The sequence below is a fragment of the Xanthomonas sp. NCPPB 2250 genome (assembly GCF_056725265.1).
In genome coordinates this window covers 236,006-260,498 of sequence record NZ_CM161520.1, presented here as the reverse complement: position 1 = coordinate 260,498, position 24,493 = coordinate 236,006, and the positions used below count along the sequence as shown (strand labels likewise).

Here is a 24,493-nt window from a genome sequence, read left to right as displayed (position 1 = left end):
ACCATGCCACCCGCGCCTCAAGCATCCGCACCGACGTCGCCGTACAGCATCCGCGGGCGCCGGCAGACCGCCCGCGCCCGCGCGCTCAGCGCCGCAACGCCGGCGGCAGCGCCGGCAGGCGCGCCAGGAACGCGGGTGCCAGGCCCTTGTAGCGCGCGTAGCGCTCGTCCATGCGCCGCGGCACCAGGATGCGCGCGCCGAACATGCCCCAGATCAGCATCACCAGGAACACGGCACCTCCCAGCCAGAACCCGCTCTCGCCGCCGACGGCGAATCCCAGCAGGGGACCAACCAGGAAGGCACCGGCGATCAACAGGATGTACCGGTTGCGCCGACGCCGATGCGCCGCGCACATCCCGAGCATATGGCTGCTGTGCTTGCGCGCGACCAGCGCCGCGATCGCATAGACCAGGATGCTCACCAGGATCAGCGCGTACCAGCCCGGCGCGTGCCAGTAGAAGGTGCGCTTCTTGAGTTCGTCGTTGCGCAGCGCCGCCCCGCACTTCACGCAGTGCGGCGGGAACGGCGCATCGCGCAGGCACAGCAACTCCGTGCCATCGCGCCACAACGTCTCGCCCGGCAACGGCGGCGGCAGGCTGGACGGACTGGCGACGCTGGGCGCCTGGTACGGATTGAAACTGCCCTGCTCGTTCATGGCCTGCGCCCCCTGCGCGCCGTGTCGCCCACGTGGCGCAGGCGAATCGGCGCGCATGGTAGCGCGACGGATGCAGCGCAGTAAGCGCCGGCGGCGCCAGCGTGCAAGGACCGGCGGATGGCGCGCAGGCGCGTCCCGTGAGGATGCCGGCACGCGCCGGCCCGGAGGTCAGCGCTCGACGATCGCCACCACGCCCATGCCGCCGGCGGTGCAGATCGAGATCAGCGCGCGGCCGCCGCCGCGTTCGACCAGTTGCTTGGCGACGGTGGCGACGATGCGTGCGCCGGTCGCGGCGAACGGATGGCCGGTGGCCAGCGACGAGCCCACCGGGTTGATCTTGGCCGGATCGATCTGCCCCAGCGGCGCGTCCAGGCCCAGCCGGGTGCGGCAGTAGTCCTCGCTCTCCCAGGCACGCAGCGTGCACAGCACCTGCGCGGCAAAGGCCTCGTGGATCTCGTAGATGTCGAAGTCCTGCAGACGCAGGCCGTGGCGCTTGAGCATCTCCGGCACGGCCACGGTCGGCGCCATCAACAGGCCTTCGCCGTGCACGAAATCCACCGCCGACACCTGCGCATCGCGCAGGTAGGCCATCGGCACGTGGCCATGCGCCTGCGCCCATTCTTCCGAGGCCAGCAACACGGCCGCGGCGCCATCGGTCAGCGGGGTCGAGTTGGCCGCGGTCAGCGTGCCGCGGCCGCTGACCTTGTCGAACGCCGGCTTCAGCGTCGCCAGCTTCTCCAGCGAGGTATCCGCGCGCAGGATGTTGTCGCGCTCCACGCCGCGGAACGGCGCGATCAGGTCGGCGAAGAAGCCGCGCTCGTAGGCGGCGGCCAGCTTGTGGTGCGAGGACACCGCCCAGGCATCCTGCGAATCGCGCGAGATGTTCCACTGCTTGGCCATGTCCTCGCAGTGGTCGCCCATGCTCTTGCCGGTGCGCGGCTCGGCCACGCCCGGGAACTCGGGCTTGAGTTCGGCGAACTTGAAGCCGCGGGTCAGCGCGCGCAGCTTGTCGCCGGTGCTCTTGGCGCGGTTGGCCGCCAGCAGCCGCGCGCGCAGCTTCTTGCCGTAGACGATCGGCACTTCGGAGGTGGTGTCCGAACCGCCGCCGATGCCCGACTCGATCTGCCCCAGCGCGATCTTGTTGGCGACGGTGATGATGCTGTCCAGGCTGGTGCCGCAGGCGCGCTGCAGGGTGATGCCGGGGGTCAGCGGCGACAGCCCGGAGGACAGCGCGGCCTCGCGGCCGAGGTTCCAGTCGCTGGAATGCTTGATCACCGCGCCCATCGCCACTTCGCCCAGGTGCTGCCCGTGCAGCCCGTAACGCTCGACCAGCGCGCCCAGCGTGCGCACCGACATGCCGAGGTTCCCGACATCCGCATACGCCGTGTTCTGCCGGCAAAACGGAATGCGGACGCCGCCGAGAATGGCGACGGGACGGGCTGCTGGCATGGGATTACCTCGCGCGAGGGGAGTCGGGGACATGGCCTGCACGTTAGCGCAGGCATAATGAAGCGAGTGTAGCTATGCGCCCGCGACGGGCCAACCGCCAATCCCCATGACCCAAGCCTTCGCCACTCGCCACGCCCACGGGGTCATCGCCCTGGAACTGTCCTCCGGGCGCGAACCGGCGCATCCGGCGCTGCCGCACGCGCAGGCCGCCGAGCTGGCCGAAAAGGTCGGCCGCGACCTGGCGCAGCTGGTGCCGGCGGTGCGCGACCTGGAACTGAGCCTGGCCGGCGCGCATTTCGACCCGGCCGAAGCGTTGCGCCCGGGCTGGCCGCTGCACCGGCGCCTGGAAGAACTTGCTGCCCGTGCGCCCGGCCGTCACGACGGCCCGCGGCTGCTGGCCTTCGGCACCGATGCCGACGGCAGCGTGCCGCTGCCGTTCCAGGCCGACGCCGGCCTGCGCGGCGGCGCATTGCGGGTGGTGCCGTTCCTGCTCAGCGGCCCCGCCGACACCGTGCAGGTCGTGGCCGAGGCGCTGGAGGACGTGTTGCTGGGGCAGGGCATGGCCCAGGCCGATACCGCGTTGCTGGCGAAGCAGGGGTTTGGCGCGGAGATCGAGCACGCCCGCTACCTGACCGGCCACGACCTGGCGGCGATGATGTCGATGCAGTACGACAACCAGGGTCTGGCGCCGCTGTGGCCGCTGATCGAGACCGCACTGCTGGCGCCGGACCAGGAGGAATGGCTGCAGGCCCCGCCCGAGCCACTGCTGCGCTACCGCGGAGGCGAAGTGCGCATGGCCCTGTTCGATCCGGCCAGCTGGTGCGCGCACTATGCCTACGACCGCCAGGACTGCGAGCGCCTGCAGCGGGTCTACGAGCAATACCTGGCACGCCAGCGGCAACTGGCCGCGGTGCTTGAGGCCCACGGCCTGCCGGTGCTGTACGTGCACTGCGAGAGCGGGCAGGACGCGAAGCAGGCGTTGCTGGCGGCCTGAGCGGCGTTCGCACGGCAATCAGAGGTACGTCACGCTGAATCAAGCGCGGGTATTGCACCGCGGGTACGCGTTACCTCGACACTTCAAATGTCGGTCCAGCGCCAGGCCGGGCATGGCGGCATGCGTCCGGATACCGGCTGCCAGCACTGGAATTTGCGGTACGCAGGCGCTTCAAACCATCGTAGCGAGGACATCTCATGCACGACGTGTTGACCGTGGACGCGCTGTGCGCACGCCAACAGGCGGGCGAACACCTCAAGTTCGTCCACTTCTGGGGGCATACGCCGAAACAACCCGGCGCCATCGACCGCAGTTGCTTCAGCCAATGGTTCGAGGCGCCCTTCATGCTCGATTCGGCGACCTACCCCACCGCCGAGCATTACATGATGGCCGGCAAGGCGCGGTTATTCGGCGATCACGCAGCCTGCGCCCGCATCCTGGCCGCAGCGCATCCCGGGGAGGCCAAGGCGATCGGGCGGGAGATTCAGGGCTTCGATGAATCCACCTGGCACGACGCGCGCATGCAGTTGGTCATCGAGGGCAACCTGGGCAAGTTCGGCCAGCATGCGGCGCTGAGGGCGTTCCTGCTTGGGACCGGGGATCGCGTGCTGGTCGAGGCGAGTCCGGTCGACCGGATCTGGGGCATCGGCTTGGCGGCGAACGACCCGCGCGCAGCCGACCCCACGACGTGGCAGGGCGAGAACCTGCTGGGCTTTGTCCTGATGCGGGTCCGCCGGCAACTGGCGGAATCACATCCTCGCTGAGCGCGACGCACCACGCCGCTCTGCGGTGTCCAGCCGCGACCTGGCGCGACTCGAGCTGCTTGCCGGATATCAGCGCCGACCAGGCACGTCCAGATCCACGAAGCAGAAGATGGCGGCGCCCGCAACGCGGACGCCGCCATCGCGAACGTCATCCAGCGTGCACTTACTGCGCCGGCGCTGCCGCCGCGTCGCCCTTGATCACGCCGCAGGCCAGGCGGCCGCCGGCGTTGCCGGTAGGCTGGCTCTTGTAGTCGTCCGGGTCGGCGTGGACGATCACCGCGTGGTTGAGGATGTCGAAGCCGTCGCCCTTGCCGATGTTGACGTTGTTGGACACCGCCGCGTCGATGGTCGCCTTGCCCTCGGCGTCGGCCTTGAGGTTGGGCATGTCGCCGCCGTGGTGCGGATCGCTGCCGACCTGGCCGTGCTCGGTCTTGGCCGGGTTGAAGTGGCCGCCGGCGCTGCTGCCGTCGGGCGCGCTGCAGTCGCCGAACTCGTGGATGTGGAAGCCGTGCTCGCTGTTGGGCTTGAGTCCGGTGATGGTGCCGGTGACGTGCACCGCGCCGTCCACGGTGGTGAACTTGACCTCGCCGGCCACTTCGTTGCCCTGGGTCGGGCTGAGCGCGGCGCTGGCGCTGCCGGTGGCGTTGGTCGCGGCCGGCGGTGCGCTCGCGGCCGGCGCCGCGGCGGGTTCGGGGGTCGCGGCCGGGGTGGCGGCGGGTTCTTCGCGCTTGCAGGCGCTCAGCGCCAGGGTGGTGGCCAGGAACAGCAGACTGGGAAGGGTACGACGCACGGGGGTTCTCCTTCGTTGCAGAGCCGCGGAATGCGGACGGACCTCCCAGGCGGACCCGGGCGGAAGTAGCGATGCGAGGTCAGCGCAGCGGGCGGATCACGCCGCAGGCCACGCGTGCGCCGGCGTTGCCGGCCGGCTGGCTGCGGTAGTCGTCCGGATCGGCATGCGCGACCAGGGCGCGGCCGACGATGTCGTTGGCCGCGCCGCCGCCAAGCACCACGCCGTGCAGCAGCACGTCGATCTGCGCGGTGCCGTCGGCCGTGGCGTTGAGGTTGTCCATGTCGCCGGCGTGGTGCGGGCCGCTGCCGGCACGACCGTGCGGCGCACCGAGCGGGTTGAAGTGGCCGCCAGCGCTGCTGGCATCGGCCGCGCTGCAATCGCCGCGCTCGTGCACGTGGAAGGCAAAGCTGTGGTTGGGCTGCAGGCCACCGAGGGTGCCGGTGATGCGCACGCCACCGGGGGCGGCGACCAGCGACAGCTTGCCGCTGACCAGGCTGCCGGAGGCCGGCGCCAGCACGGCCTGCGCCTGCTGCACGGTGCCGGCGCTGGGCAGCGGCGGCGCCTTGGGCGGCGGCGGCGGGGCCTTGGGCGGCGCGCTGCTGCACGCGGCCAGCATCAACAAGGCACTCGCGGCGAGGGGCAATCCATAACGCATCGACATCGACTCCTGTGGCAGGGCGAAACTAGAGGGGCGGCCGTGCAGACCCCATGAAGGCGCACAGGGCGCAGTCTAATCGGGCGGGATTGGGGATTGGGGATTGGGGATTGGGGATGACAAGCCTGCAGCTGTTGAGAGCCGGGATTCGCGAAGCGTTACGCCATGTCGCTCGGCGCAATGCCCTGTCACGCATGCCGCAGCACGCGCCCTATGTGGCGGGCTCACCCGCCCAGACGTGGGACCTCGCTGTTGCGAATCCCCAATCCCGAATGCCCAATCCCGCCCCTCAGCGCCGCCGCCGCCCAGGCCCCAGCTTGCGGGTGACGGTGTTGCGGCCCACGCCCAGGCGGGCGGCGGCTTCGGCGCGGCGGCCCTGGGTGAAGCGCAACGCCACTTCCAGCAACGCCTTGTCGAAGCGTTCGCGGGCCTCCGCATGCAGGCCCTCGGCACCGTCGGACAGGCGCTGCTGCGCCCAGGCCGACAGCTGCGAGTCCCATTCGCCGCCGTCGCCGCTGCGCTCGCGGCGGCCGCCGCGCAGCAGGGCGGCCTCGACATCGCCGGCATCGATGATCTCCGCCGGCGCCAGCGCAGCCAGGCGCCAGCACACGTTCTCCAGCTCACGCACGTTGCCCGGCCACGGATAGGCGCGCAGCGCGTCCAGCGCCGCCGGTGCCAGCCGCTTGGGCGGGGTGTCGAGCTTGCGCGCGGCCATCGCCAGGAAGTTCTCGGCCAGTTGCGGCACGTCGGCACGGCGCTCGCGCAGCGGCGGCAGCTGCAGCCGCACCACGTCCAGGCGGTGCAGCAGGTCGGCGCGGAAGCGGCCCTGTTCGACCAGCGCTTCCAGGTCCTGGTGGGTGGCGGCGATGACCCGCACGTCGACCCGGATCAGTTCGCGCCCGCCGACGCGGAAGAACTCGTTCTCGGCCAGCACGCGCAGCAGCCGGGTCTGCAGCGGCAGCGGCATGTCGCCGATTTCGTCCAGGAACAGGGTGCCGCCATCGGCCTGCTCGAAGCGGCCGATGTGGCGGCGCTGCGCGCCGGTGAAGGCGCCGGCCTCGTGGCCGAACAGTTCGCTCTCCAGCAGCTCGGCCGGGATCGCCGCGGTGTTGAGCGCGACGAACGGCTTGCGCGCGCGCGGCGACTCGGTGTGCAGCGCGTGCGCCACCAGTTCCTTGCCGGTGCCGGTCTCGCCGTTGATCAGCACCGACAGCGGCGCCTGCGCCAGCCGGCCGATGGCACGGAACAGCGCGCGCATCGCCGGGGTGTCGCCGATCAGTTCGGTGCTGCCTTGCCCGGCCGGCGTCGTCGCCGGCACCGCGGCGATGGCGCTGCCGGCATCGGGCAGCGCGCGTGCGGCCAGCGCCACCGCGTCGTCCAGGTCGAACGGCTTGGACAGGAACTCGTGGGCGCCGCCGCGGAACGCGCCGGCGGTGCTGGCCACGTCGGTGTAGGCGGACATCACGATCACCGGCAGTTGCGGGTGCGCGGCCTTGAGCTTGTCCAGCAGTACCAGGCCGTCGTCGCCGGGCATGCGCACGTCGGTGAACAGCAGGTCGGGCATGGGCCGCTGCGCCAGCGCCTGCAGCGCGGCGGCGGCGCTGTCGAAGCCATCGACGCTGTAGCCGGCGTCGCGCAGCGCGGTGGACAGCACGAAGCGCACCGAACGGTCGTCGTCGACCACCCAGATACGTTGCGTTCCTTGCAGGGAGTCGGTCATCGCAGTGCTCCTAATCGGTGTCCGCTGCGCGCTGCGGCAGCAGCAGGGTGAACACGGTGTGGCCGGGGCGGGAGCGGTAGGTCAGCGAGCCGGCATGCTCGCGCGCCACCTGCTGGGCCAGCGCCAGGCCCAGGCCGCTGCCTTCGGCGCGGCCGCTGACCAGCGGCAGGAACAGGTGCTCGGCCAGTTCCTCGGGCACGCCGCGGCCGTCGTCGACGATCTCCAGGCGCAGGCCGCGCGCGTGCACGCGATCGCGGATGCGCTGGCCGTGCTCGACGCGGGTGCGCAAGGTGACCTGCGCGGCGCCGGCCTGGATCGCGTTGCGCACCAGGTTCCACACCGCCTGGGTGAGGCGGTCGGCATCGCCGAGGAATTCGGGAATGCTGGGGTCGTAGTCGCGCTGCAGGCGCACCGACCAGCCGCCTTCGTTCTCGGCCAGGCGCAGCACCCGCTCCAGCACCGCGTGGATGTTGAGCATGGCGTGCGGGCGCGCCGGTGCCGGCGACAGCAACTGGTCGAGCAGGCTGTTGAGGCGCTCGATCTCCGCGCCGATCAGTTCGATCAGTTCGCGCTCGTCCTCGTCGCGGTGCTGGGCGCGCCGCGCCAGCAACTGCGCGGCGCCCTTGAGCCCGGCCAGCGGATTGCGCAATTCGTGGGCCAGGCCCTTGAGCGCCGCGCTGAGCGCGTTCGGCAGGGCCTGCGCCGGGTCCAGCGTGGGGAACTCGTCGACCGGGTGCGCTTCCAGCAGCCAGCCGCCGTCGTCCAGCCGCGACAGCCAGCCCTCGGCGAAGCGCGGCGGCTCGCCGGGCACGGCCAGGGCCATACGGTGCAGGCGCAGCACGTCGCGCTCGTCGTTGCGCAGGAACCGCGCGAGCGCATCCCCCTGCACTTCCAGCGAGGCCAGCGGCTGGTCGAGCAGGCGCCGCACGCTGACTCCGAGCCAGCGCGCGAACGCGGGATTGGCGCCGCGCAGGCGGCCGTCGGTATCGGCCCAGACCACCGGGGTGCCAAGGGCGGAAAGAGGGGGCGGCGTGGTATTCATGGCCATTGCACCAATGTAGTGCAAAGCCAGGCGGGCGGCACGGGCGAGCGGCGCATGGCGCAGCCCCTGCCCTTGTGGATGGCGCGGCGCGCGGCCGCCTGCCAACCAGTGGGCGGTGCCACCCGGCCTTGCATCACGACGCAACCAGGAATCTTGCGGAAAGCCGGGGGTGTGGCGAGGCGAATGGCCACGCGGAATACCTCGATCTTTTGAGAATGGCCGGCGCTTCCCCCCAGGAAGCGCCGGCGAAGGCCGCGATCGCGTGGACCGGCCACCAGTGCCGGACCCACGCACCACGACAAGGCCCGCGACCGACGTCGCGGGCCGGCGAAGCTCAGGACTCGTAGGCCGATTCGCCATGCGAGGTGATGTCCAGCCCCTCGCGCTCGGCGTCTTCCGGCACACGCAGGCCGATCACCAGCTTGGCGATCAGGAAGCCGACCACCGAGACCACGCCGATCCAGCCGACGGTGATCAGCACGCCTTCGGCCTGCACCAGCACCTGGTGGCCCATGGTCACGCCCTCGGCGTAGCCCATGCCGCCCAGCGCCTTGTCGGTGAACACGCCGGTGAGGATCGCACCGACGATGCCGCCGACGCCGTGCACGCCGAACACGTCCAGGGTGTCGTCGGCATTGAGCAGCCTCTTCAGCCCGGTCACGCCCCACACGCAGATCACGCCGGCGGCCACGCCGATGGCGATGGCGCCGAACGGCCCCACGGTGCCGGCGGCCGGGGTGATGCCGACCAGGCCGGCGACCATGCCCGAGGCCACGCCCAGCGCCGAGGACTTGCCCTTGATCACCTTCTCCGTCAGCGACCAGGCCAGCACCGCCGCAGCGGTGGCCAGCAGAGTGTTGAGGAAGGCCAGTGCGGCGGTGGCGTTGGCTTCCAGCGCCGAGCCGGCGTTGAAGCCAAACCAGCCTACCCACAGCAACGAGGCGCCGACGAAGGTCAGGGTCACGTTGTGCGGCTTCAGCGCGGTGTGGCCGAAGCCCAGGCGCTTGCCGACGAAGTACGAACCGACCAGGCCGGCCACGCCGGCGTTGATGTGGACCACGGTGCCGCCGGCGAAGTCCAGCGCGCCCTTGCCGAACAGGAAGCCCGGGGCCGACCACACCATGTGCGCCAGCGGCAGGTAGCCGAAGGTGAACCAGATGACCACGAACAGCAGCACCGCGGCGAACTTCACCCGCTCGGCGAAGGCGCCGACGATCAGCGCACCGGTGATGCCGGCGAAGGTCAGCTGGAACGCGACGAACACGTACTCCGGCAGCTTGAAACCCTTGGAGAAGGTGTCGGCCAGCGTGGTGGTGTCGACGCCTGCCAGCAGTGCCTTGTGCAGCGTGCCGATGAACGGCCCGCCGTCGGCGAACGCCAGACTGTAGCCGTACACCACCCACAGCACCGCGATCAGCGAGAACACCACGCCGACCTGGATCAGCACCGACAGCACGTTCTTGGCGCGGACCATGCCGCCGTAGAACAGCGCCAGGCCGGGCACCACCATCAGCAGCACCAGCAGCGTGGAGGTGAGCATCCAGGCGACGTCGCCCTTGTCCACCACCGGCGCCGGCGTGGCCGCGGCTGCGGCCGGCGCGGCGGCCGGTGCAGGCGGCGGCGTCAGTTGTTCGGTGACCACGTCCGGCGTCGGCGCCGGGGTGGTTTCGGCCTGGGCGAACGCCTTGCCGGGAATGCCGACCGCCATCGCGCTGACCAGCATCAGCATGCATACCGCGTAGAACCGGGCCTTCCACCCGGCGAACAGACCTGTCTTCATGAAGGGCTCCAAGGTGGGGTTAGAGCGCATCGGCGCCGATTTCGCCGGTACGGATGCGGACGACCTGCTCGATGGCGGTGACGAAGATCTTGCCGTCGCCGATCTTGCCGGTGCCGGCCGCGCCCTGGATCGCCTCGACCACGGCGTCCAGACGCTCGTCGGTCACCACGGTCTCGATCTTGATCTTGGGCAGGAAGTCGACGACGTACTCGGCACCGCGATACAACTCGGTGTGGCCCTTCTGCCGACCGAAGCCCTTGACCTCGGTGACGGTGATGCCGGACACCCCAGCCTGCGACAAGGCCTCGCGGACCTCGTCGAGCTTGAATGGCCGGATGATGGCGGTGATCAGTTTCATGCGCATACCCCGTTGGTGGAAGGAACCGGCCGCCGAAGGCCGACCGGCACTGGGCCCATCGACCGCGCCGCGAACGGCGCGGGTGCTGCTGCGCGATGCGTTCCGTGGATCACGCCGTGGCCCACCGCACCCAAGGTGCGGCGGCGACGGCGACGTGGGAGGGAACGTGGCCCACGGCACGCAAGCGCTCTGTTGCGCGGTCCATCCCCTGGACACTCGATGACGCGATGACGGGCGCGGACCACCTGCGCGGCTCCCCAGCCGGGCAGGTGGCGGCGATGGCGAAGGAGGGAGGGGAAGCCTTCGCCATCGCCGCGCGTGGAACTCAGTTGGCGTAGTACAGCTGGTATTCCAGCGGGTGCGTGGCCGCGCGGAACTTGGTCACTTCCTGCATCTTCAGCGCGATGTAGCCGTCGATGAAGTCGTCGGTGAACACGCCGCCGGCCTTGAGGAACTCGCGGTCGGCGTCCAGCGCTTCCAGCGCCTGGTCGAGGCTGGAGCACACCTGCGGGATCTGCTTCTCTTCTTCCGGCGGCAGGTCGTACAGGTCCTTGTCGCTGGGCGCGCCCGGGTCGATCTGGTTCTTGATGCCGTCCAGGCCGGCCATCATCAGCGCGGCGAAGGTCAGGTAGCCGGACTGCAGCGGATCCGGGAAGCGGATCTCGATGCGGCGCGCCTTCGGGTTGGACACCCACGGAATGCGGCACGAGGCCGAACGGTTGCGCGCCGAGTAGGCCAGCATCACCGGCGCCTCGAAGCCCGGGACCAGACGCTTGTAGCTGTTGGTGCCGGAGTTGGTGAAGGCGTTGATCGCCTTGGCGTGCTTGAAGATGCCGCCGATGTACCACAGCGCCATCTGCGACAGGCCGCCGTAGCCGTCGCCGGAGAACAGGTTGGTGCCGCCCTTGGCCAGCGACTGGTGCACGTGCATGCCCGAGCCGTTGTCGCCGACGATCGGCTTGGGCATGAAGGTCGCGGTCTTGCCGTTGCGGTAGGCGACGTTCTTGATGATGTACTTCATCATCATCAGTTCGTCGGCCTTCTTCACCAGCGAGTTGAACTTGGTGCCGATCTCGCACTGGCCGGCGGTGGCCACTTCGTGGTGGTGCACTTCGACTTCGATGCCGACCTGCTCCAGGGTCTTGCACATCTCGGCGCGCAGGTCCTGCAGCGAGTCGGTCGGCGGCACCGGGAAGTAGCCGCCCTTGACCGCCGGACGGTAGCCGCTGTTGCCGCCTTCGATCTTGCTGCCGCTGCTCCAGGCCGCCTCTTCCGAATCGATCTTGAAGAAGGTGTGGCCCATCTCGTTGCCGAAGCGCACGCCGTCGAAGATGAAGAATTCCGGCTCCGGGCCGAAGAACGCCTGGTCGGCGATGCCGCTGGACTTCAGGTAGGCCTCGGCGCGCTTGGCCACGCCGCGCGGGTCGCGGCCATAGCTCTGCATGGTGGCCGGATCGAGGATGTCGCAGGTCAGCACCAGGGTCGGATCGGCCATGAACGGATCGACGAAGGCGGTGTCGGCGTCGGGCAGCAGGACCATGTCCGACTCGTTGATGCCCTTCCAGCCGGCGATCGAGCTGCCGTCGAACATCTTGCCTTCCTCGAACAGCGCCGGCTCGATGATGCTGACCGGGAAGGTGACGTGCTGCTGCACGCCGCGCATGTCGACGAAGCGCAGGTCGACGAACTCGATCTTGTTGTCCTTGACCAGCTTCTCAATAGTTTCCGCAGACATTCGATGCAACCTCGGGTTGTGAAGGGCGTGGGCGAGTATCAGCAATCGCCATGCCAAGCGTGTGGCACTCACAAGCCCTTGATTCTGCTGAAGCGTGCACGCGAAGGATGCAAATGCACTGCACTTTTGTGGTGCATTCATACCTGAACGCACCAAATTTGTGCGCAAGGCGGATGCTCTATCCTTGCGCAGCTTCCCCTCCCCCAAAGCGACCCTTTCCTCCATGAGCGATCTGTTGTCGGCCCTGCTGCTGGGCATCATCGAAGGCCTGACCGAATTCCTGCCCATCTCCAGCACCGGGCACCTGTTGATCGCCGAGCGCTGGCTCGGCCACCGGTCCGACTTCTTCAACATCGTGATCCAGGCCGGCGCGATCCTGGCCACCACCCTGGTGTTCCGTCAGCGCCTTTGGGATCTGGCCACCGGCCTGGGCGACCGCGCCAACCGCGACTACGCGTTCAAGCTGGGCGCTGCCTTCCTGGTGACCGCGGTGGTCGGTCTCATCGTCCGCAAGGCCGGCTGGCAGTTGCCCGACAGCGTGCAGCCGGTGGCCTGGGCGCTGGTGATCGGCGGCGTGTGGATGCTGGTGGCCGAGTACTTCGCTGCGCGCATGCCGGAGCGCGAGACGGTGACCTGGACGGTGGCCATCGCGGTCGGCCTGGCGCAGGTGGTGGCCGGCGTGTTCCCCGGCACCTCGCGCTCGGCGGCGACGATCTTCCTGGCGATGCTGCTGGGCCTGAGCAAGCGCTCGGCCGCGGCCGAGTTCGCCTTCCTGGTCGGCATCCCGACCATGTTCGCGGCCAGCGCCTATTCGTTCCTGGAGCTGTACAAGGACGGCGGCCTGGGCAGCGAGAACTGGGGCGACGTGGCGCTGGCCTTCGTCGCCTCGATGGTCACCGGCTTCGTGGTGGTGAAGTGGCTGCTGGGCTACATCAAGTCGCACCGCTTCACCGCCTTCGCGGTGTACCGGATCGTGCTGGGCGCGGCGTTGCTGCTGTGGTTGCCGGCGGCCTGAGGGTTTGAGTCGGCGAGGCGCTACGCGCGCCGGACCCTCACCCCAACCCCTCTCCCGGCGGGAGAGGGGCTCGGCGCGTCCCTTCTCCCCCCGGGAGAAGGTGCCCCGCAGGGGCGGATGAGGGTACGGGCGAAGCCTCGCAATGACAGATCGGCGAGGCGCTGCGCGCTCCGTACCCTCACCCCAACCCCTCTCCCGAGGGGAGAGGGGCTCGGCTTCTCCCTTCTCCCATCGGGAGAAGATGCCCCGCAGGGGCGGATGAGGGTACGGGCGAAGCCTCGCAATGACAGGATTAGCGAGGCGCTTCGCGCTCCGACCCTCACCCCAACCCCTCTCCCGGGGGGAGAGGGGCTTTGCGGCTTACTTCACCGCCGGATTGAGGCTGTAGGTGCCGTGCAGGCTGGCTTCGGCCAGTACGTGGCCCTGCATCGCGCGCAGGGCGTCGGCGGCGGTGAAGCGTGCCGGCACGTCGAGCTGCGCCACGTCCAGGGCAAACAGGCGGAAGAAGTAGCGGTGCACGCGCAGGTCGTTGGCCGGCGGATACGGGCCGTCGTAGCCGTAGTAGTCGCCGCCCATCGCCGCGTCGCCGGCGAACCAGTCGGTGTAGCTGTTCAACCCCTGCCGCGCGCCCGCCAGGCCGGACGGTGGCTGCTTGCCCTTGGCCACCACGCCGTCGCTGGCGCTGCCTTCGGCGATCTCGCGCAGGTCGGCCGGCAGGTCCACCGCCACCCAATGCACGAATTCGGTGCGCGGTTGTTCGACCGGGATCTGCACATCGTCGCGGCCGACCATCTCGGCCACGGTCGGCACGTCCGGATCGACGCACAGCAGCACGAAGGACTGGGTGCCGGCCGGCACCGCGTCCCAGGCCAGGTGGGGATTGCGGTTGCCGCCGAAGCCGTCGGCCTGGCCCATCGCGTAGGTCGCGGCAATGGGCTGACCCGGCTGGATGCTGTCACTGCGAAGACGCATGCGTGAATCTCCTTGGGGAATCAGGTTTCAGGGTAGCCAAGGCGCACCGCCACCGGCGTCAGCAGCGCGAACGCGGCGGCCAGCGGCGTGGCATAGGCACGCCAATGGCCGGCAGCCAGGCGCGGCGGGCCGACCGTGGCGATGGTCGGGAACGCCACGCCGAACGCCTGCTCCAGCGCCGCCGCCACGCCGGCCGGATCGTGCTCGGTCCCGTCCAGGCGCACCAGATGGTGCGGATACAGATCCTGTTCGTGCAGGTCGGCGACCTGCGCCAGCACCGCCGCCAGCCACTGCGCGCCGGTCTCCGGCGAGGCCAGGCCCAGCGGCGCCGGGGCACCGTTGGCCAGCCAGTCCAGCAGCATGTCGCGCGGGTCGCGCAGCACCACCAGCAGCCGCCCTTCCGGCAGGTGCGGGCGCAGCGCGCGCAGCAGCGCGTTGTCCCACCACAGCAGCCAGTCGACGATGTTGCCGTCGCCGACGCCGCGCGCCGGCAGTTGCGCGCGCCACTCGGCGACCAGCGCCGCACCGTCCAGGGCGCCGCTGTCCAGTTCCTCGACGCTGCGGAAGCGTTGCAGGCCATCGGTCGGCGGCTGCGGGCCGAAGCGGTCGCCGCGCAGCACCGGGCTGGCCGCGTCGATCACCGCGATCACCCGCTCCACGCCGCTGCCCGGCGGACCCCAGACGAACAGCGGACGCGCCTGGTTCTGCGGATCGACCGCGCCCAGCGGCGGCCACTGCGCCGGGGCCTGGCCCAGCGGCGGCAGCGGCAGGCGGTGCGGCAGCTGTTCCTCCTGGAAGGCCACCCAGGTCGCGAGCGCGTCCTTCGGGCGTCCAGCGGCATCCTGCACCGCCGCCAGCCACGGCCGCACCACGGTGCGGTCGCGTTCGGGCATGCGCTGCATCAGGCCGCGCACGTGGTCGATGGCGGCATCGTGCTCGCCGCGCTCCAGCAGCGCCTCGACCAGGCGTTCCTCGCCACTGAGCCGGCCCGGTTCCAGCGCCACGATGCGCTGCGCCACGGCTTCGCCCTGGTCGCGTTCGCCGGCCATGTCGTGCACGCGCAGTTGCGCTTCCAGCGCCGGCACATGCGCCGGCATCGCCGCCTGCCAGCGTGCGATCAGCGCGCGCGCCTCGGGGCCGCCCACCGGCTCCAGCGCCAGCCGCGCCAGCCATAGGTCGTGGGCGTCGGTGGTGGTGGCCAGGGCCGCTTCCAGGGTGGCACGGGCGTCGTCGAGCGTGCCCAGCCGCTGCCAGGCGATCAGCGCGGCGTGCAGGGTGCGACGGTCGGCCGGCGCCACCGCCAGGGTGCGGCGCAGATGTTCCAGCGCCTCGGCCGGGCGGTCGGCCTGCAAGGCGTATTCGCCGGCCAGCCGGCGCATGTTGGCGGTGTCGCCGGCCGGAGCGGCCAGCACCGTTTCCAGCGCGGTGATGGCGTCGTCCAGGCGACCCTGGCGGTAGGCCAGTTGCGCGACCAGCGCCATCATCGCCGCGCTGGTGCCCGGGGTGAGCGCGGCGACGCGGCGGAACGCGGTCTCGGCGAAGGCGAAGTGCTGCTTGTCCAGGTAGGCGAAACCCAGCGCGTAGAGCAGGCGCGGATCCTCCGGCAGGGCGTTGCTGGCGCGCGACAGCAGCGCCAGCGCGCGGTCGGCGTCGCCGCGGCGCAGCGCCAGCATGCCGTCCACGCCGAGCAGTTGCGGATGCTCCGGTTGCAGGCGCGCGGCGGTGCGGCTGAGCCGCTCCACTTCGTCCAGGTCGCCGCGGCCCAGCGCCAGATGCGCGCGCATCACGTAGGCGAGGAATTCGTTGGGATCCAGCGCCGCGGTCTGCGCCAATGCGTCCTCGGCCTGGGCCAGGTCGTTGGCGCTGACCAGCATGCCGGCGTGCAGCAGGTGCAGGCCGGCGTCTTCCGGTGCCAGCGCGATCGCACGGCCGATGCTGTCCAGCGCGGCGGCGGTCTCGCCGTGCTGCTGCTGCGCCAGCGCCAGCCAGCGGAAGGCCTGCGGGTCGTCGGTGGCCTCGGCAGCCCAGGTCTGGGCGAGACGCAGCGCGTCGGCGGTGTCCTGGCGGCGCAGGGCGTCGAGAATGGGCTCGTGCATGGAGTTCCGGCTCGGGGCAAACCCGCATTGTAGCGGGAGCATCGGGCCGCCCTGCGCGGGCGCCTGCGGCCAGCCGGCGGGCAAGGAGGGCGGCGTCGGACCTCGCTGAAGCGGCCGTGTCGCCGACGCTGCGGGCGGACTGAGGCGACGCGACGGCGAGGTGTGCCGAGCATGCCGGGCTGCGCAGATGACCCGTGCGCCGGGCAGCGCTACGTGGTGACGGCGGTGATGGTGCGGGAACGGCGGAAGGAGCGTCGACGCGTGCCGCACCCGGGAATCCCGGTGCGCCCCCCCTGCTGACCGCCTGCCGCACGCCGGCGCGGGCGAGGTCGCCCGCCGGCCTGCGCGCAACGCCGGTCAGGCCTCCACCAGCCCCTCGGTCAGCCGTTCGGCCACCCAGCGTTCGGCGAAGCCGTCACCGCGCGCGTTCTCGATGAAGCCGCAATGCCCGCCCCAGCGGGCGATTTCCAGCCGTGCGAGGTCAGGCAGGCGCCAGCTGCGGAAGTCGTCCAGCGGGATCACCGGGTCGTCCTCGGCCATCAGGATGTCGGCCGGCACGCGCAGGCCTTGCAGGCGCTCGCCGGCGATGCAGTAGCTATCGAAGTAGGCGTCCAGGCTGGCGAAGCCGGCGTGGCGCTCGGCCAGCCAGGCCATCAGCCCGCGCATGTCCAGCGCCAGGGTGGCGTCGTCGTAGCCGTGGCGGTCGGGGAACAGTTCGCGCTTGCGCAGCAGCGACTCGCGCCACTTGCGGCGGAAGTACCAGTCGTAGAACTGCGGGCCGTTCTCGATGCGCTGCATGGTGGTGGCCGGGTCCAGCAGCGGGCACACCGCGGCCACGTGCTGCAGCGGCAGCCCCGCCGCCGGCGCGCGCAGCGCCAGGCGCAGGGCGAAGTTGCCGCCCAGCGAGTAGCCGGCCGCGAGCAGGGTCGGCGCCGGGAAGCGCTGCCACAGGTCGCAGGCGGCATTGACCACTTCATCCAGCCGCTCGGAGTGGAACAGGTCCACGTTGAGGTGGTGGGTGCCGCCGTGGTCGCGGAAGTTGAGCCGGAACACCTGGTAGCCCAGCGCCAGCATCTTCGCCGCGGTCAGGCGCATGTAGCTGGAATCGGCGCTGCCTTCCCAGCCGTGCAGCAGCAGCACCGTGCCGCGCGGCGCTTCGCCGGCCGGCACGCTGAGCCAGCCCTGCAGGCGCACGCCGTCGCCGCCGTCGAGGATGTGCGAGGTGGTGGTGGCGCCGCTGGCGGCGAGCAACTGTTCGCCACGGCGCACGCGCAGCAGGCTCGAACCCAGTACCGATTGGACGTGCGGGTTGCGCAGCCAGCGTGGGGGGGAGTAATCGGTTGCGTTCATGGGCAGCGAGCTTGCGCCTGTCGACTGGAGTAATCGGTCAAGCGCGGCGTCGGCAGTGGCCCGCTGTTCAGGGTTGTGCCATCGCCGTGACGATCCGCGCGCGCGAGATCTCGGCGATGCGCCGGCGCCCTTCCACGTCCTGCAGCCGGATCGGCTCCAGGAAATGCACCTCGGCCACCCGCCCCGGCTCGCCGAGCAGGCGCAGGAAGTTGGCGAAGAAACTCTCGTGCGGCCCGAACGCGACGATCTGCTGCGCCGAGCCGCCGGCGCCGTAGCGCAGCGCCACCGGCTGCACCGCCACCTCGGCCTCGACCGCGGCCTGGAAGATGCGCGCATGGAACGGCCCCACGTCCTGGCCGCCGCGGGTGCGCCCTTCCGGGAACACACCGACCGAGCAGCCGGAGCGCAGCCGCTCCAGCATCGCCTGCAACACCCCGCCCAGCGATTCGGTGCTGCCGCGCTGGTGGAAGATGGTCTGCCCGCGCGCGGCCAGCCAACCGACCAGCGGCCACCCGGCGATCTCGCGCTTGGCGACGAAGCCCATCATGCGCTGGCTGTGCAGCATCACGATGTCGATCCAGCTGACGTGGTTGGCGACGAACAGCACCGGATTGGGCAGCGGCGCGCCGATGCGGCGCACGCGCAGGCCGAAGATGCGCAGCAGCCAGGTCGACCACCAGCAGACCATGCGGTCGCCGAAGGATTCGGTGCCGGCGCGGCCGGGCGACAGCGCCATGCACACCAGCAGGAACGGCAGCGACAACAGCACGTGCAACGCCAGCAGCGGCACGCGGTAGCCGTAACGAACCCAGCGCAGCGCCCCACCGTATTGGCGCATGGCGGGTGGGGAGAACTCGCTCATTCGAACAAGGGTACCGGAAGCGGGGGCCTAGCGGACAATTGTGTCACCCCGAAGACGCGGCCGCAGACACCTCGCCCGTGACCGCCGAGGCAGGGTTCAGCCTGGCACCGGGCTCAGCCGCGGTCGACCACCGCCAGGGTCAGCCGCGACACGCACACCGGCTTGCCGGCCGCGTCCTCGATGTGGATTTCCCACACCTGCGTGGTCCGGCCCACGTGCAGCGGCCGCGCGGTGCCGGTGACCACGCCGCTGCGCGCGCTGCGCAGGTGGTTGGCGTTGATTTCCAGGCCCACGCAGATCCGCCCCGGCTCCACGCACAGGTTGCCGGCGGTGCTGCCCAGGGTCTCGGCCAGCACCACCGACGCACCGCCGTGCAGCAGCCCGTACGGCTGCCGCGTGCGCGCGTCCACCGGCATCGTCGCCCGCAGCCAGTCCGGCCCGGCCTCGGTGAAGACGATGCCCAACTGCGCGATCAGGGTGTCGCGGCAATCGGCGTTGAGGACGGCGAGATCGGCAGGTTCGCGAAAGGACATTGGACGGCCGGGATTGGGGATTGGGGATTGGGGATTCGCAAGAGCGGCACCCCGCGGCGGACATTATCGCGCCTGCACGAAGCATCCGGTCGCAGGGATCTGCTTTTACGAATCCCCAATCCCGACTCCCCAATCCCAGCCACTCAAAGAATCGGCACCAGCCCCGAGCCGAACGCGGTCAACATCCGCACCAGCAGCCACTTGGGGCCGACGTTGACCTCCGGGAAGTCGCCCACCGCGTTGTAGCAGCGGTGGAAGCCCGGGTCGCGCCGGGTCAGCGGCGCCGGGCAGTCGGGGCCGGGCTGGAATTCGTAGTCGGTGGCGTAGCGCCATGGCCAGAAGTCCAGCACCGGCAGCGCCTCGGAGACCTTGCCCATGCTGTAGTTCAGGCCCGACAGCACCGGCGGCTTGACCCGCGGCGCCACCACCCAGGAATTCTCCGGCTCGATGTCGCGGCCGATGCTGGCCGCCAGCGCCTGCGCGAACGCCGGATCGTCGACGATCACCGCGCCCTCGGTGTTGTAGGTCTCGCTGCGCGGGTCGAAGTTGTGGGTGCCGATCACGCCGACGCGGCGGTCCACCACCAGCGACTTGGCGTGCAGGCCCATGCGCGCGCCCTCGCGGGTCACCGGCAGCGGCCGGTTGGCGATGCGCCGGCTCAGGTACGAGGGACGGGTCTCGGTGCGCAGCACACGGCGCGCGACCTGGCTGCCGTCGCCGCGGCTGCCGGACGGCCCGCCACTGCCGCTGCCGAGCAGCGAACTGCGTCCGGCGGCGCTGCCGCCCAACAGCGTGTTGCGCCCGCTGCCGGTATCGCCGCCGCCGTGCTCGCCTGCGTTTTCGCCGCTGGCCGGCGCGGCCGGCAGCTCGCCCTGCAACGGCGCCGGCAGCAGGTTGGCGTAGTCCACCGGCGCATCCAGCGGGAACGGCTTGTACTCGTAGATGTCGAAGCCCAGTTCGCGCAGGTTGCGGCGCTTGTACTTGTAGGACAGCGCGTACACCACCGGGTTGTCGGTGGCGGCCAGGCTGTTGGTCGCCACCACCACGCGCGGTGGCGGGGTGCGCTTGCGCAGGTCGCGGAAGATCTCCTGCGCCGGGTCCGACAGCACCAGGTACGGCGTCTGCAGGATGATCTCCTCGCGCGCCTCGGCAATCAGCCGGTCGAGCTTGGGCGCGGTGGAGATGGCCTTGGGGCCGTGTTCGCGGCGGTGCTTCTGCGGCAGGTCGGCGACGTAGTCCACATGCTTCACCGGCAACGCCGGCAGCACGAAGGCGTTCTCCACGAAGGCCGGATCGGACGCCTCCTCGCTGACCCGCTGCACCCGCTCCGGGCGCAGGAACTGCGCCGGCGGCATCGCCGGCACGCCCTGCCGCAGCAGCAACTTGCCGACGTCGTTGAGCCGCGCCACCGGCACGCTGCGCCGCGCCGCCCAGTAGGCGTCGAAGTTGGCGGCCATCGACCGCGCCACCGGGCCGGCGACCAGCACGTCGCGGTCGCGGAAGTTGTACTCGGCGTCCCAGTCGTAATAGTCGTCCTGGTAGTTGCGCCCGCCGACCACGCCGATCGCATCGTCGATCACCAGCAGCTTGTTGTGCATGCGCTGGTTGAAGCGGCGGAAGCAGCACAGCACGCTGGCGGCGTAGTGGAAGTAGTTGGGCTTGGCCAGGCCGAAGGTGGGGTTGTAGATGCGCAGCGAGAAGTTCTCGTGCGCGCCGGCCAGCGCGCCGAGGATCTGCAGGTCGGAGATCGCCGAGAGCTGGTCGATCAGGACGCGCACCTGCACCCCGCGCCGCGCCGCGGCCAGCAGTTCGTCCATCACCAGCCGCGCGCTGTCGTCCTTGTCGAAGATGTAGGTCTGCAGGTCGATGCTGCGGCTGGCGCTGCGGATCAGGTTGATCCGCGCCACCAGCGCCTCTTCGCCATGGTCGAGGATGGTGGCGTAGTGCCGCGGGGCGCCGTCGCCGGACTGGGCGAAGGCCTTGCCGGCCAGCCCGCGCAGCGGCGAGGCCAGCGCGCAGTGGTCCCCGCGCGTGCAGTCGACCTGGCGGTCGCGCGCGGCCTCGGCGATCGCCACGGCACGGCCGTGCTGCGCCTGCGACAGGCTCGCGCAGCCGCTGCCGAGCAGCAGCGCCACCACCACCAGCACCCGCATCAATTTTGATATCACCGAGTGGCCGCCTCGGTCAGGCGTGCGCGCAGCACGAAGGTGACCCGGTCGCTCAAGGCCAGATCCCACTTGTCCATTCCGTAACGTCCACGCAATACCGTACCGCGGCTGATGACATCGCAATCATAGCCTGCACGGGTGCATGCGGCCGGCATGACGGTCAGCGTCTCGGCGTGGCTGACCCCGCGGATGCTCAGGGTGCCGGGGATCGGCCCGCCCTTGCCCAGCACCTGCGGCGAGAACGGCTGCGAGTCGAAGGACACGGTGGGGTAGCGCGGCGCGTCGAAGAAATCCTCGCCGCGCATCCAGCCGGTATAGCGCGGCTTGCCGGGGATCTCCACGTAGGCGGTGAACAGGCGCAGGTGCACCTGGTGGCGGCCGTCGGGCAGCACGTGCACGGTGCCCTCGTAGCGCGGGAAGAAGCCTTCGATGCGCTGGCCGAAGCGCGTGCGGATCTCGAACCCGAAGCGCGACTGCGCCGGGTCCAGGGCGTATTCGCCGGGCGCCAGCAAGGCCGGCGTCACCTGCGCGTGGCCGACGGCGCACCACAGCCACAACGGCAGCAGCGCGGCGCACAGCGCCGGCCGCAGGGACCTGCGCAGCGGGCTCAGGGCCACCAGAACGCGGTCAGCCGCGCCACGCCCGGCTCGATCGCCGCGTCGTGCGGCACCCCGAGCACGGCGACGCTGGCGGTGGGCATGCCGCGGTAGTCGCCGGACTGGCCGCTGTGCATCAGTGCCGCCAGCCGCTCCAGGCCCGGGTTGTGGCCGACCAGCAACAGCCGCTCGACGTCGCGGTGGCCGTCCAGCAGATCGGCCAGGGTGCCCGAGGTCGCCTCGTAGATGCGCGGCTCCAGGCGCTGCTCGACGTAGCCGGTCAGCTCCAGCACCGCCTCCAGGGTCTCGCGGGCGCGGCGGGCCGGCGAACACAGCACCCGGTCCGGCACCAGCCGCTGTTCCAGCAGCCAGCGCCCGGCCGCCTCGGCCTCGGCCAGGCCGTGCGGCGACAGCGGCCGGTCGAAATCGGCCTGGCCGGTGTCGGCCGGTTCGGCGTGGGCATGGCGCAGCAGGATCACTTCTCGCAAAACGATGGTCATCGGTCAGGCCTTCTTGAGCCACTTGAGCAACGGTTCCCAGTCCTGCTGGTGGTCGCGGACCTGGACGGAGTGGTAATCGAACAGGCTGCGGCCCAGCCCCACCAGCACCACGTAGGCCTGGCTGTCGCGCAGTTGCGCCACCACCGGGTAGGGCCATTCGGCGAGCATCTGCAGCGCCTGCTGGGTGGCATTGGTCCAGGGTTTGCTGCGGTTGAGCACCAGTCCGACCGGCAGCTTGCGTTGGTGCACCCGCGGCACCTTGGCCAGGGTGTTGAGGAAGCCGACGGTGGCCTCGATGTCCAGCGCCGAGGGCATCACCGGCACCACCACCGCGTCCGCCTCGTCGAGGAAATGGCCCAGGTCCTCGGCCATGGCGCCGGCGGCGGCATCGACGATCACCCGCTGCGCGTCGTCGGGCAGCGCCGCGCGCCAGCTGCGCTTGCGGCTGGCGTCGATCGGCAGCACCGCACTGTCCAGCCCGGCACGGCGTTCGGCCCAGCGGGTCGAGGAGCCCTGCGGATCGGCATCGGCCAGCACCGTGCGCTTGCCTGCCAGCGCGTAGGACGCCGCCAGGTGCGTGGCGACCGTGGTCTTGCCCACGCCGCCCTTGGAGCCGGCCACCAGGATCGTCTTCATGCACGCCTCGCTTCCGGGGGAAGAAGCCGGAGCGTACACCGGCCCTACGTCAGCCGGTAGTCAACGCGCAGCACGCCGCCAGCCGCCGGGCTTGCTATCGTGGCGGCCCCCTTCGCCTTCCGATGCCATGAGCGAGCTGCAGGACCTGGTCGCGCTGATCCGCGCCAACACGCCCCTGATCGTGATCGAGACGCAGGAGGAGGCGCGCATCGTCGACCTGTTCCGGCAGGCCTTGATGCAGGTCTGGCGCGCCCTGCACCGCTGGTCGATCACCGAGGGCCTGCGCCGCATCGACCTGGACCGCGAGGACCCGCCGAGCGGGCCGCCGGACGCCAGCGCGGTGCTGCAGGCGATCAAGCAGGCCGATCAGCGCGGCATCTACCTGCTGCTCGACGTCACCCCGTACCTGGGCTACGCCAGCCACCAGCGCCTGCTGCGCGACATCGTCGAGCGCCGCCACTGCCAGCCGCACGTGCTGGTGCTGATCGGCACGCGGATCGAGCTGCCGGCCGAGCTGGAAGCGCTGGCGACCCGCTTCAATCCACGCCTGCCCGACGCCAACGCCCTGCTGAAGATGGTGCAGGAGGAGGCGCTGGGCTATGCGCGCGAGTTCGGCGGACGCCGGGTCGAGGTCGACGGCGAGGCGGTCAAGCAGATCCTGCGCAATCTGCGTGGGCTCAGCCTGATCGATGCGCGGCGCATCGCCCGGCAACTGATCTACGCCGACGGCGCGCTCACCGCCTCCGATCTGCCGCAACTGGCCAAGCTCAAGTTCGAACTGCTCAACCGCAGCGGCCACCTGCAGTACGACAACGATGCCACGCGCTTCGAGGACGTGGCCGGTGCGCGCCGGCTCAAGCAGTGGATCGCACAGCGCCGCGCGGTGTTCGCCGGCACCGCGCCGCCGGGGCTGGACCCGCCCAAGGGCGTGCTGCTGCTCGGCGTGCAGGGCTGCGGCAAGTCGATGCTGGCCAAGGCCACCGCGGCGGGGTTCGGCGTGCCGCTGCTGCGCCTGGATATGGGCGCGCTCTACGCCAAGTACCACGGCGAGACCGAGAAGAACCTGCGCGACGCGCTGGCCGCGGTCGAGCAACTGGCGCCGTGCGTGCTGTGGATGGACGAGATCGAGAAGGGCCTGGCCAGCGGCGGCGAGGACGGCGGCGTATCGCGGCGCGTGCTCGGCACGCTGCTGACCTGGATGGCCGAACGCGGCAGCGCCGACGGCAGCGCCGGGGTGTTCATCGTCGCCACCGCCAACCAGGTGCACGAACTGCCGGCGGAGCTGCTGCGCAAGGGCCGCTTCGACGAGATCTTCTTCGTCGACCTGCCCGATGCGCAGGCGCGGGTGGAGCTGTTGCGCCTGCATCTGACCCGGCGGCAGTTGCACGCCGACGCGTTCGCGCTGCCGGCCTTGGCCGCCGCCACCGACGGCTTCTCCGGTGCCGAGATCGAACAGGCGATCGTCTCCGGGCTGTATGCCGCGCATGCCGAACAGCGACCGCTGGATACCGACCTGCTGATGCAGGAGATCCGCACTACCCGACCGCTGTCGGTGCTGATGGCCGAACAGGTGCAGGCGCTGCGCAGCTGGGCCAGCGGGCGGACGGTGCCGGCGGATTAGTTGCGGGCGGTTGGTGTCACCGGGCGATGCCGCTGTGCGAGGCTGCGCCCCGACCCTCACCCCAACCCCTCTCCCGGGGGGAGAGGGGCTTACGCTTCTCCCTTCTCCCGTCGGGACCACGGCCCCCTTTTTGGGGGAAGGTGCCCCGAAGGGGCGGATGAGGGTACGGACACGCACGCAATGCCGATCGAGGCGCCGCCCC

The 24,493-nt window shown here is 70.7% G+C and carries 22 protein-coding genes; 4 read left to right on the top strand and 18 right to left on the bottom strand.

All coding sequences use genetic code 11. From position 1 onward, the window contains the following. Positions 1-85 precede the first annotated feature (85 nt). Positions 86-655, bottom strand: coding sequence for a hypothetical protein (locus tag AC1PMG_RS01110; RefSeq protein WP_481110346.1), 570 nt, complete (start codon positions 653-655; stop codon positions 86-88). 168 nt (positions 656-823) lie between these two features. Beyond that, positions 824-2,104: an acetyl-CoA C-acetyltransferase gene (locus tag AC1PMG_RS01105; RefSeq protein ID WP_481110345.1), complete on the bottom strand. Its 1,281-nt coding sequence runs from the start codon at positions 2,102-2,104 to the stop codon at positions 824-826. Between the two features lie 106 nt (positions 2,105-2,210). On the opposite strand from AC1PMG_RS01105, the gene AC1PMG_RS01100 reads away from it, so the two are divergent. Together AC1PMG_RS01100 and AC1PMG_RS01095 are read left to right on the top strand one after the other, a co-directional pair. After that, positions 2,211-3,098 (top strand): hypothetical protein, encoded by an 888-nt coding sequence (locus AC1PMG_RS01100; RefSeq protein WP_481110344.1) that lies wholly within the window; start codon positions 2,211-2,213, stop codon positions 3,096-3,098. A 197-nt stretch (positions 3,099-3,295) separates the two neighbouring features. Next, positions 3,296-3,862, top strand: coding sequence for an NADAR family protein (locus AC1PMG_RS01095; RefSeq protein WP_481110343.1), 567 nt, complete (start codon positions 3,296-3,298; stop codon positions 3,860-3,862). A gap of 163 nt (positions 3,863-4,025) precedes the next feature. Here the strand turns inward: AC1PMG_RS01095 and AC1PMG_RS01090 are convergent, their stop codons facing one another. The 7 genes from AC1PMG_RS01090 to glnA form a co-directional block, all read right to left on the bottom strand. Next, on the bottom strand, positions 4,026-4,652 hold the full coding sequence (locus AC1PMG_RS01090) for a superoxide dismutase family protein (protein WP_017914524.1): 627 nt from the start codon (positions 4,650-4,652) through the stop codon (positions 4,026-4,028). A 79-nt stretch (positions 4,653-4,731) separates the two neighbouring features. Then, the gene (locus tag AC1PMG_RS01085; RefSeq protein ID WP_481110342.1) at positions 4,732-5,307 is read right to left on the bottom strand and encodes a superoxide dismutase family protein; all 576 of its coding nucleotides are present in this window, start codon (positions 5,305-5,307) and stop codon (positions 4,732-4,734) included. 289 nt (positions 5,308-5,596) lie between these two features. Next, positions 5,597-7,027, bottom strand: coding sequence for a nitrogen regulation protein NR(I) (gene ntrC, locus AC1PMG_RS01080; protein WP_481110341.1), 1,431 nt, complete (start codon positions 7,025-7,027; stop codon positions 5,597-5,599). Between the two features lie 10 nt (positions 7,028-7,037). Then, entirely contained in the window at positions 7,038-8,075 is a 1,038-nt protein-coding gene (locus tag AC1PMG_RS01075; protein WP_342073179.1) for a two-component system sensor histidine kinase NtrB, read from the bottom strand. 328 nt (positions 8,076-8,403) lie between these two features. Continuing rightward, on the bottom strand, positions 8,404-9,849 hold the full coding sequence (gene amt, locus AC1PMG_RS01070; RefSeq protein ID WP_481110340.1) for an ammonium transporter: 1,446 nt from the start codon (positions 9,847-9,849) through the stop codon (positions 8,404-8,406). A 19-nt stretch (positions 9,850-9,868) separates the two neighbouring features. Further along, positions 9,869-10,207, bottom strand: a complete 339-nt coding sequence (locus AC1PMG_RS01065) for a P-II family nitrogen regulator (RefSeq protein WP_010341076.1) — start codon at positions 10,205-10,207, stop codon at positions 9,869-9,871. A 325-nt stretch (positions 10,208-10,532) separates the two neighbouring features. Continuing rightward, positions 10,533-11,942: a type I glutamate--ammonia ligase gene (glnA, locus tag AC1PMG_RS01060; RefSeq protein ID WP_017908900.1), complete on the bottom strand. Its 1,410-nt coding sequence runs from the start codon at positions 11,940-11,942 to the stop codon at positions 10,533-10,535. 223 nt (positions 11,943-12,165) lie between these two features. On the opposite strand from glnA, the gene AC1PMG_RS01055 reads away from it, so the two are divergent. Then, complete coding sequence (locus AC1PMG_RS01055) at positions 12,166-12,957, top strand: undecaprenyl-diphosphate phosphatase (RefSeq protein ID WP_017908899.1); 792 nt, start codon at positions 12,166-12,168, stop codon at positions 12,955-12,957. 360 nt (positions 12,958-13,317) lie between these two features. On the opposite strand, the gene AC1PMG_RS01050 is transcribed toward AC1PMG_RS01055, so the two are convergent. The 9 genes from AC1PMG_RS01050 to AC1PMG_RS01010 form a co-directional block, all read right to left on the bottom strand. Further along, the gene (locus tag AC1PMG_RS01050) at positions 13,318-13,929 is read right to left on the bottom strand and encodes a YbhB/YbcL family Raf kinase inhibitor-like protein (protein ID WP_481110339.1); all 612 of its coding nucleotides are present in this window, start codon (positions 13,927-13,929) and stop codon (positions 13,318-13,320) included. Between the two features lie 20 nt (positions 13,930-13,949). Next, positions 13,950-16,025: a tetratricopeptide repeat protein gene (locus tag AC1PMG_RS01045; protein WP_481110338.1), complete on the bottom strand. Its 2,076-nt coding sequence runs from the start codon at positions 16,023-16,025 to the stop codon at positions 13,950-13,952. Between the two features lie 357 nt (positions 16,026-16,382). After that, positions 16,383-17,375 (bottom strand): YheT family hydrolase, encoded by a 993-nt coding sequence (locus AC1PMG_RS01040; protein ID WP_017908100.1) that lies wholly within the window; start codon positions 17,373-17,375, stop codon positions 16,383-16,385. Positions 17,376-17,442: 67 nt separating this feature from the next. Further along, positions 17,443-18,237, bottom strand: coding sequence for a lysophospholipid acyltransferase family protein (locus AC1PMG_RS01035; RefSeq protein WP_026143382.1), 795 nt, complete (start codon positions 18,235-18,237; stop codon positions 17,443-17,445). A 113-nt stretch (positions 18,238-18,350) separates the two neighbouring features. Beyond that, positions 18,351-18,770, bottom strand: coding sequence for a hotdog fold thioesterase (locus AC1PMG_RS01030; RefSeq protein ID WP_160962493.1), 420 nt, complete (start codon positions 18,768-18,770; stop codon positions 18,351-18,353). A gap of 143 nt (positions 18,771-18,913) precedes the next feature. Then, positions 18,914-20,935: a phospholipase D family protein gene (locus AC1PMG_RS01025; protein WP_342073288.1), complete on the bottom strand. Its 2,022-nt coding sequence runs from the start codon at positions 20,933-20,935 to the stop codon at positions 18,914-18,916. Then, positions 20,935-21,555 carry a YceI family protein gene (locus AC1PMG_RS01020; protein WP_481110337.1) on the bottom strand — a complete coding sequence of 207 codons (621 nt, stop codon included), beginning with the start codon at positions 21,553-21,555 and terminating at the stop codon, positions 20,935-20,937. Before AC1PMG_RS01020 ends, AC1PMG_RS01025 begins: the two co-directional genes overlap by 1 nt. Next, on the bottom strand, positions 21,546-22,022 hold the full coding sequence (locus tag AC1PMG_RS01015; protein ID WP_010340932.1) for a SixA phosphatase family protein: 477 nt from the start codon (positions 22,020-22,022) through the stop codon (positions 21,546-21,548). The genes AC1PMG_RS01020 and AC1PMG_RS01015 overlap by 10 nt, the downstream gene beginning before the upstream one ends. 15 nt (positions 22,023-22,037) lie before the next feature. Further along, on the bottom strand, positions 22,038-22,670 hold the full coding sequence (locus AC1PMG_RS01010) for a nucleotide-binding protein (protein WP_481110336.1): 633 nt from the start codon (positions 22,668-22,670) through the stop codon (positions 22,038-22,040). A 127-nt stretch (positions 22,671-22,797) separates the two neighbouring features. On the opposite strand from AC1PMG_RS01010, the gene AC1PMG_RS01005 reads away from it, so the two are divergent. Beyond that, a complete protein-coding gene (locus AC1PMG_RS01005) occupies positions 22,798-24,291 on the top strand; it encodes an AAA family ATPase (protein WP_481110335.1) in 1,494 nt (497 codons plus the stop codon). Positions 24,292-24,493: the final 202 nt, after the last annotated feature.

Coding starts and splice junctions, on each gene's coding strand:
- AC1PMG_RS01105 (WP_481110345.1), bottom strand. CDS start 2,104: ATGCCAGCAGCCCGTCCCGTCGCCATTCTCGGCGGCGTCCGCATTCCG.
- glnA (WP_017908900.1), bottom strand. CDS start 11,942: ATGTCTGCGGAAACTATTGAGAAGCTGGTCAAGGACAACAAGATCGAG.
- AC1PMG_RS01030 (WP_160962493.1), bottom strand. CDS start 18,770: ATGTCCTTTCGCGAACCTGCCGATCTCGCCGTCCTCAACGCCGATTGC.
- AC1PMG_RS01075 (WP_342073179.1), bottom strand. CDS start 8,075: ATGGCCATGAATACCACGCCGCCCCCTCTTTCCGCCCTTGGCACCCCG.
- AC1PMG_RS01010 (WP_481110336.1), bottom strand. CDS start 22,670: ATGAAGACGATCCTGGTGGCCGGCTCCAAGGGCGGCGTGGGCAAGACC.
- AC1PMG_RS01035 (WP_026143382.1), bottom strand. CDS start 18,237: ATGAGCGAGTTCTCCCCACCCGCCATGCGCCAATACGGTGGGGCGCTG.
- amt (WP_481110340.1), bottom strand. CDS start 9,849: ATGAAGACAGGTCTGTTCGCCGGGTGGAAGGCCCGGTTCTACGCGGTA.
- AC1PMG_RS01100 (WP_481110344.1), top strand. CDS start 2,211: ATGACCCAAGCCTTCGCCACTCGCCACGCCCACGGGGTCATCGCCCTG.
- AC1PMG_RS01085 (WP_481110342.1), bottom strand. CDS start 5,307: ATGCGTTATGGATTGCCCCTCGCCGCGAGTGCCTTGTTGATGCTGGCC.
- AC1PMG_RS01040 (WP_017908100.1), bottom strand. CDS start 17,375: ATGAACGCAACCGATTACTCCCCCCCACGCTGGCTGCGCAACCCGCAC.
- AC1PMG_RS01005 (WP_481110335.1), top strand. CDS start 22,798: ATGAGCGAGCTGCAGGACCTGGTCGCGCTGATCCGCGCCAACACGCCC.
- AC1PMG_RS01055 (WP_017908899.1), top strand. CDS start 12,166: ATGAGCGATCTGTTGTCGGCCCTGCTGCTGGGCATCATCGAAGGCCTG.
- AC1PMG_RS01110 (WP_481110346.1), bottom strand. CDS start 655: ATGAACGAGCAGGGCAGTTTCAATCCGTACCAGGCGCCCAGCGTCGCC.
- ntrC (WP_481110341.1), bottom strand. CDS start 7,027: ATGACCGACTCCCTGCAAGGAACGCAACGTATCTGGGTGGTCGACGAC.
- AC1PMG_RS01065 (WP_010341076.1), bottom strand. CDS start 10,207: ATGAAACTGATCACCGCCATCATCCGGCCATTCAAGCTCGACGAGGTC.
- AC1PMG_RS01095 (WP_481110343.1), top strand. CDS start 3,296: ATGCACGACGTGTTGACCGTGGACGCGCTGTGCGCACGCCAACAGGCG.
- AC1PMG_RS01050 (WP_481110339.1), bottom strand. CDS start 13,929: ATGCGTCTTCGCAGTGACAGCATCCAGCCGGGTCAGCCCATTGCCGCG.
- AC1PMG_RS01045 (WP_481110338.1), bottom strand. CDS start 16,025: ATGCACGAGCCCATTCTCGACGCCCTGCGCCGCCAGGACACCGCCGAC.